This is a genomic window from Nostoc sp. CALU 546 (assembly GCF_048836525.1).
Genome location: NZ_JAWJTF010000184.1, coordinates 565 through 6,543, shown reverse-complemented (window position 1 = coordinate 6,543; position 5,979 = coordinate 565). Strand labels below are relative to the sequence as shown.

The 5,979-nt window shown below is 39.0% G+C and carries 4 protein-coding genes; 3 read left to right on the top strand and 1 reads right to left on the bottom strand.

What is annotated here, in order from left to right; translation table 11 throughout:
- Positions 1-895: 895 nt before the first annotated feature.
- Positions 896-1,291 (top strand): hypothetical protein, encoded by a 396-nt coding sequence (locus RRG12_RS41030; protein ID WP_420763151.1) that lies wholly within the window; start codon positions 896-898, stop codon positions 1,289-1,291.
- A gap of 365 nt (positions 1,292-1,656) precedes the next feature.
- Positions 1,657-2,412 (top strand): hypothetical protein, encoded by a 756-nt coding sequence (locus RRG12_RS41025; RefSeq protein ID WP_420763150.1) that lies wholly within the window; start codon positions 1,657-1,659, stop codon positions 2,410-2,412.
- A 354-nt stretch (positions 2,413-2,766) separates the two neighbouring features.
- Here the strand turns inward: RRG12_RS41025 and RRG12_RS41020 are convergent, their stop codons facing one another.
- Positions 2,767-4,041, bottom strand: coding sequence for a ribulose bisphosphate carboxylase small subunit (locus tag RRG12_RS41020; protein ID WP_420763149.1), 1,275 nt, complete (start codon positions 4,039-4,041; stop codon positions 2,767-2,769).
- Between the two features lie 495 nt (positions 4,042-4,536).
- Between RRG12_RS41020 and RRG12_RS41015 the strand changes: the two genes are divergently transcribed.
- On the top strand, positions 4,537-5,979 hold a 1,443-nt coding region (locus tag RRG12_RS41015), incomplete at its 3' end, for a protein kinase domain-containing protein (protein ID WP_420763148.1).

Below are 5,979 nucleotides of genomic sequence, written 5' to 3'. Positions count from 1 at the left end.
GGGCGGGCATGGAAGCCAACCGAGAATACCGCGATTCTTGGTTGTTTGAATAGATGTTTTTCCTCCCCCCTTAAAGCTACGGTGTACACACAAGTCAAAAAAAGATCAATTTCTCATTGTTCGCTGGTTTATCTCGTTCCTATGCTCTGCATAGGAATGCCTGATTAGAGGCTCTGCCTCTAGTCAGATATTGAGTCAGAGACTCAATGAATGCATTCCCAGTCGGAGACTGGGAACGAGGAAATGCTTATCAAGCTAGGTTTTTAGGACTTGTGTGTACACGGTAGCCTTGGAAAGGGGGGAAATAGAAAATCCAGTTCCCTCCTCTTTGCAAGTTATAATCAACGCCTCTTATCCCTTTGGAGTGCGAAAAGGGGAAATAGAAAATCCAGTTCCCTCCCCTTTGCAAGGGGAGGGTTAGGGTGGGGTAAAACGCTGGTTAATCTAAAACGTTTTTTTACCAACAAGAGGACTTTTCAAACATCCTCTAACTGAAAAGCGTCTTACTCGTGGTCTAAATACGTAAAATCTACTGCGACATTGCAACATTCATCATCAAAATTGCAATGTTCTTCATCAAGATTGCAACATTCCTCATTAACATTGCAATGTTCTTCACCAAGAAGAAAGCATTTCTTATCAACATTGCAATGTTCTTCATTAACATTGCAACATTCCTTACGAACATTGCAATATTCCTTATCAACATTGCAACATTCCTCATTAACATTAAAGCAATTGTGAAGAAAAACAGATACAGGCTAAAAATTAAGAAAAATTACTCAGACTTGGTTGTATTTTTTTAAAAAATACAATTATTCCCTAATTTTACTGAACCAGAAAACAGCCTTGGTAAGGCAAAGTAGCTTTATAAGCATCTCGAAGGAATATATTTATGTCTCGTAAAAAACGTACATCCCGTGTTCTCAAAAAAGCTGAATTGAGATCCGCTGGACTGAAAGCAATTGATTCAAATATGGATTTTGGTGATAATTGCGATTTGCAAAACTTGACTAAATCAATTGAGCAATTACGGACTATGCTTGATGCTTATAACACTGCTTTAACTGTAATTGACTCTTCCAAAACTAAAATTGATGAGATGGAAAAAATTTTAAGCAATCTTACAGATAAGATGGTAAGGGGAGTTGCTTTTAAATATGGCAAAGACAGCAGCGAATATGAAATGGCGGGTGGTATTCGTGATAGCGAACGTATTCGCAAAAGCAGATTGAGCCGCTTAAAAGCTGTTTCAGAAGAAATATCAGATGAAAATGCTAAAACCGCTTAATAAAGTACGACGGTAAGCAGGAGGAAAAGGATAAAAAATATTCTCGCAAGGGATGTGGAGAATGAACAAACGCTACATTGTTTATTAAAACCTGTTTTTTTACTCCTGCAATTGCCTATAGTGAAGCGTAACCTATTGCAATTTCTTCTAGCTACTGATCCTCTTTGATAAGCAATAATTATATACAGCTACTATCAGGCATTTTCACGCATATTAGATTATGCACTTTGTAGTATAGTCTCATCTTTTATAATGTTGAAAACACTGCAAAATGGGAGCTTTAACAATTTTACTTGTCTAAATACTGATTAGAGTTTATAGTGGTACGGTGTTTTCCGTTCCACTTTACTCGGCAGGTTTATAGCATGATTTATTCTGGCAAATTACAAAAGTATTTTGCAGGTTTTTCTGTATCTGTAATATTAGTAGCTGATTTTGTACTCACCCAAAAAACGCCTCCAGTTTCAGCCCAAACGGTAAATACATCTATCGGTAATGCTGTAACATTCAGTTGCAATGATAGTGAAGCGACAATTAAAGGTAAAAATGGGGCCAGAGTACTTAATGGACAAACCAGTATTTATATTGGTTATCAGCAACTTTCAAATAACAAAAATCCTATAACTATTCGCTTCAATAATGGGATAAAAGCATGGTGTCGTACTGATTACGAAACAACCAGAGACGATGGTACAGGTTACGGATTGTATTGGAATGGAAGTAATGTTTTATATGGGGTTTACTCTTCTACTGGTAGTCAGTCTGGTAATGATTTTCGCCGTTTTGCCATTGGACGTTGGTTGCCTAGCTATGGTAGCGGAGGCGGGCCAAAAGTCGCAGTTATAGCCCGGATTAATCCAGCTAATGGCGATGTTTCCGATGCCACATTTTTATCTGCTAAAAAGGCGGATAATGGACAAACTAACTCTTTAGTGGTCAACAACCTATCATGGAATAGCACAAATTCAACTTTGACTGTGCAAGCAAAATCATGGTGGACTCCCCGCCGCGCTAATACAAATTCTATGAGTTGTTCTGGTTCATCACCTTATCAATATACAGCCATATTTACTGGTGACTTAAGAAAGATGAACTGGGCTTCAGCAAATACTTGTAGTTAAAAAGTTAGGATTCAACTCTCAAATTGAAGAAGCATATTTTTTGCAGTTGTTTGAGAATTGAAAAAGCCCTAGCGAATAAAATTCACAGTTACACAAATACAGCAGTTGTTTTTTACATAAAGTACAAAGATTCGAGTTTTGAGGCAGGAAGTAAAAACTCTTTCTAGATGATGTGTGAGTCCTACCTTTTGTACCTCAGTTACTTGTAAACTGTTGTAAGAGCTACACCAACTTGAGCTAATAGAACATGAAAATTTCTTAACCCGCCTGTGCGGGTTTTGTCTGTGTAAATGCAGTTTCTAAGCGCCAATTGAACTTCTGATTCCTAACTCCTAAATTCTGCTGTATCTATCCCTAATTTCTCCCATTTGGACGCTGAATAATCGTCTCCACCACGCGCCGCTTCGCCTTTGGATCAATCCCTACCAAACGCACATATTCACCGCTATACTCTGTTAGAGTTGATTCCAAATTGGAGATTGCATCAGACTCAGCATCAATGTGGCTATTAACACAACTTTGCCAAGAACCTGTGCGAAAACGACGTTCATCTACGTGTTCAATACTAATTTTGTAACCTTGAGATAATAATTGCCGAATCTGTTCTTGTGTCTCTAGAGTCAAATGTGGACTTGACGCTTGCTGTTTCTGGAATCCATTAGTTTTTACTTCTTGAGTTGCACGATTTGACGGTTGACTAATTGGTGTTACAGCAGCAGGTGGTGCAGATTGATTATAATTACCACCTCGATTTAGTCGGTTGTAATCATCAACTAAGTGGGAATTTTCCACCCGTTTTTGTTCACCAACGAGAAAGTTACCAGACTCAATTAAGTGAGACAGCCTGAAATCTGGCTTTTTAAATTCTGGTGGCCCTTGAGTGCTGTTAACTACATTTAAGGATATCTGCTCAAAACCTACCTTATGAATGTAGTTGCGGATTTGTTCGTCATAAATGCGCGATCGCAAAGCGCTAAAAAAGTCAATGGACTGATTGATAAAAGTATCAACTAGCTGTTCAACTTCTTTTTGTGACAGTCCATCCGGTTCAAAAATCCCCTTGACAATTCCCACCTTGTCGTCTCTATCTGGTTCCCAGTAGAATTTCTCCATCCGTCCATCCCGAATTAACGGTGCATAGAGGGTAGAAAAATCATTACCTGTGACAATAATCGGCACACGATGCAAAGGTGTGGAATCATAACTTCCCGGCAACTGCACATCTGTGGGATTATCAGCAATATTCATCAGTGTGGCATTTACCAACTGCGTATTGACGGTATATTGAGTACCTTCATCAAAACGTCCAGCACCAGCATCTAAATCGTTAATCATCAGTACACACATTTTGCCGCGTACTTTGATCAATTCTGCTGTTTCCCGATAGCGTAGCCGAATCAACCGCGCTGGATCTCCTGCATCTGGACTTTCCAATTCGCCGCCAGATACGTGAGTCACTTCGATACCCATTTTCTCGAAGACTAATTGACATTGAAATGTTTTGCCTTCACCTTTGCGTCCATGAATACCCAAAATCACGGGAACTCGCACGCCAGGAAGTTTCAGGAAATTTTTAGTGATGTGGACAGCAAGTTTGTCCAAAAAGCGGGGAGCGATGTAGTAACCCATGAGCTTGTATGATGAAAAATTAACACTTCTAAGGTTAATGTTAAGTTTTTTTTGAGGATAGCGATCGCTTTTCTTTCATACAGGATACAGTTTAGCTATGCCTAAGCGCAGCTAAACCTAGTACAGCACGGCAAAAATAAACCACCCATTCCCAATCAACAAAACCCTTACGCTGTCTTCATTTTTAATTTTTAATTTTTAATTTTTAATTCCGCCTTGCGGTACTAGGCATCGCCGCAATCAGTTTAAATTTTATAAAGGAATGTTACACAGTTATTTAACTTTGGGAATTCTACTATAGGACTCGTATTTGATTTTTGAAAAAAACTCAGTACACTTTTATTCCTTCTTCCCTGTTCCCCGTTACCTCTTCCCTGTTCCCTCCCTACGCAAATAATTTCAGGAATCAAAGCGGATTCCTATATTTTGCGATTTCTTTAAGGAATAGCTTGTAGTTAGACGATAATAATTACATTTGCCAATAAAAGCACAGTTATGATCTGCTGCCTTAATTCAGATTGCCACAATCCGCCCAATAGCGATCGCACAATGTTTTGCTTCAGCTGCGGTACAGGATTGGTAGTGCTGAGAAACCGCTATCGCCCGATTAAATCATTAGGTGCTGGGGGATTTGGTAAAACTTATTTGGCAGAAGATATAGACAAATTGAATCAAAAATGTGTCATTAAACAATTTGCACCACAAGTGCAAGGAACTGGCGCACTGCAAAAAGCCACAGAATTATTTGAACAAGAAGCAAGGCGACTCGAACAATTAGGCGAACATCCGCAAATTCCCACACTATTGGCGTATTTTGAGCAAGAAAATCGTCTGTATTTAGTGCAGCAATTTATCGATGGGCAGAATTTATTGGCTGAATTACAACAGCAGGGAATTTTCAACGAGCAAAAAATCAGAGAATTATTGCTCGATTTGTTAGATATTCTCAAAACAGTTCATCACCACAAAGTTATTCACCGCGATATCAAGCCAGAGAATATTATTCGTCGCAGTGATGGCAAGTTGGTACTAATTGACTTGGGTGCATCCAAGCAACTGACAGCAACGGTGATAACGCAAATAGGAACAACCATTGGTTCCTTTGGTTATGCGCCACTGGAACAAATGCAAGGAGGTGAAGCTTACCCAGCCAGTGATTTATATAGTGTTGGCGCAACTTGCTTTCACCTGTTGAGTGGAATTCACCCTTGGGAACTTTGGCAACGACAAGGTTATGGTTGGGTTACTAATTGGCGACAATATTTGCAGCAACCAGTAAGTCAAGAATTAGGGCGAATCCTGGATAAGTTGTTGCAAGAAGAATACCAGCAGCGTTATCAGTCGGCGGCGGAAGTTTTACAAGCGTTAAATTCACAGCCAATACCAGTAACTCAGCCTCTTACACCTCCAATTACTCCATCACCCCGCCAAAAAAATTCTATTCCAATATATCTTGTTGTTATTCCATTAATTGTATTGATGGGTGGTGGTACTGTTTATTTGCTAGGACTGACAAATCCAATAAGAATAGAACAGAAAAGTGCTGATACTTATTATAAAGAAGGATTAAAAAAATACAATAACAAAGATTTTCGCGGTGCAATTGAAGACTATACTCAAGCCATCAAAATTAATCCCAACTATGTAGATGCTTATATAAATCGGGGTTTAGCTCACGATGAGTTAGGAGATAAGCCAGCAGCAATTGAAGATTACAGCCAAGCCATTAAAATTAATCCCAACTATGCACTAGCTTATTACAATCGTGGTGTAGCTCGCTCTGTTTTAGGAGATAAGCAAGCAGCAATTGAAGATTACAACCAAGCCATCAAAAATAATCCCAACTATGCACTAGCTTACTACAATAGAGGTATAACTCACGATGATTTAGGAGATAAGCAAGCAGCAATTGAAGATTACAACCAAGCCATCAAAAAT

Coding starts and splice junctions, on each gene's coding strand:
- RRG12_RS41030 (WP_420763151.1), top strand. CDS start 896: ATGTCTCGTAAAAAACGTACATCCCGTGTTCTCAAAAAAGCTGAATTG.
- RRG12_RS41025 (WP_420763150.1), top strand. CDS start 1,657: ATGATTTATTCTGGCAAATTACAAAAGTATTTTGCAGGTTTTTCTGTA.
- RRG12_RS41020 (WP_420763149.1), bottom strand. CDS start 4,041: ATGGGTTACTACATCGCTCCCCGCTTTTTGGACAAACTTGCTGTCCAC.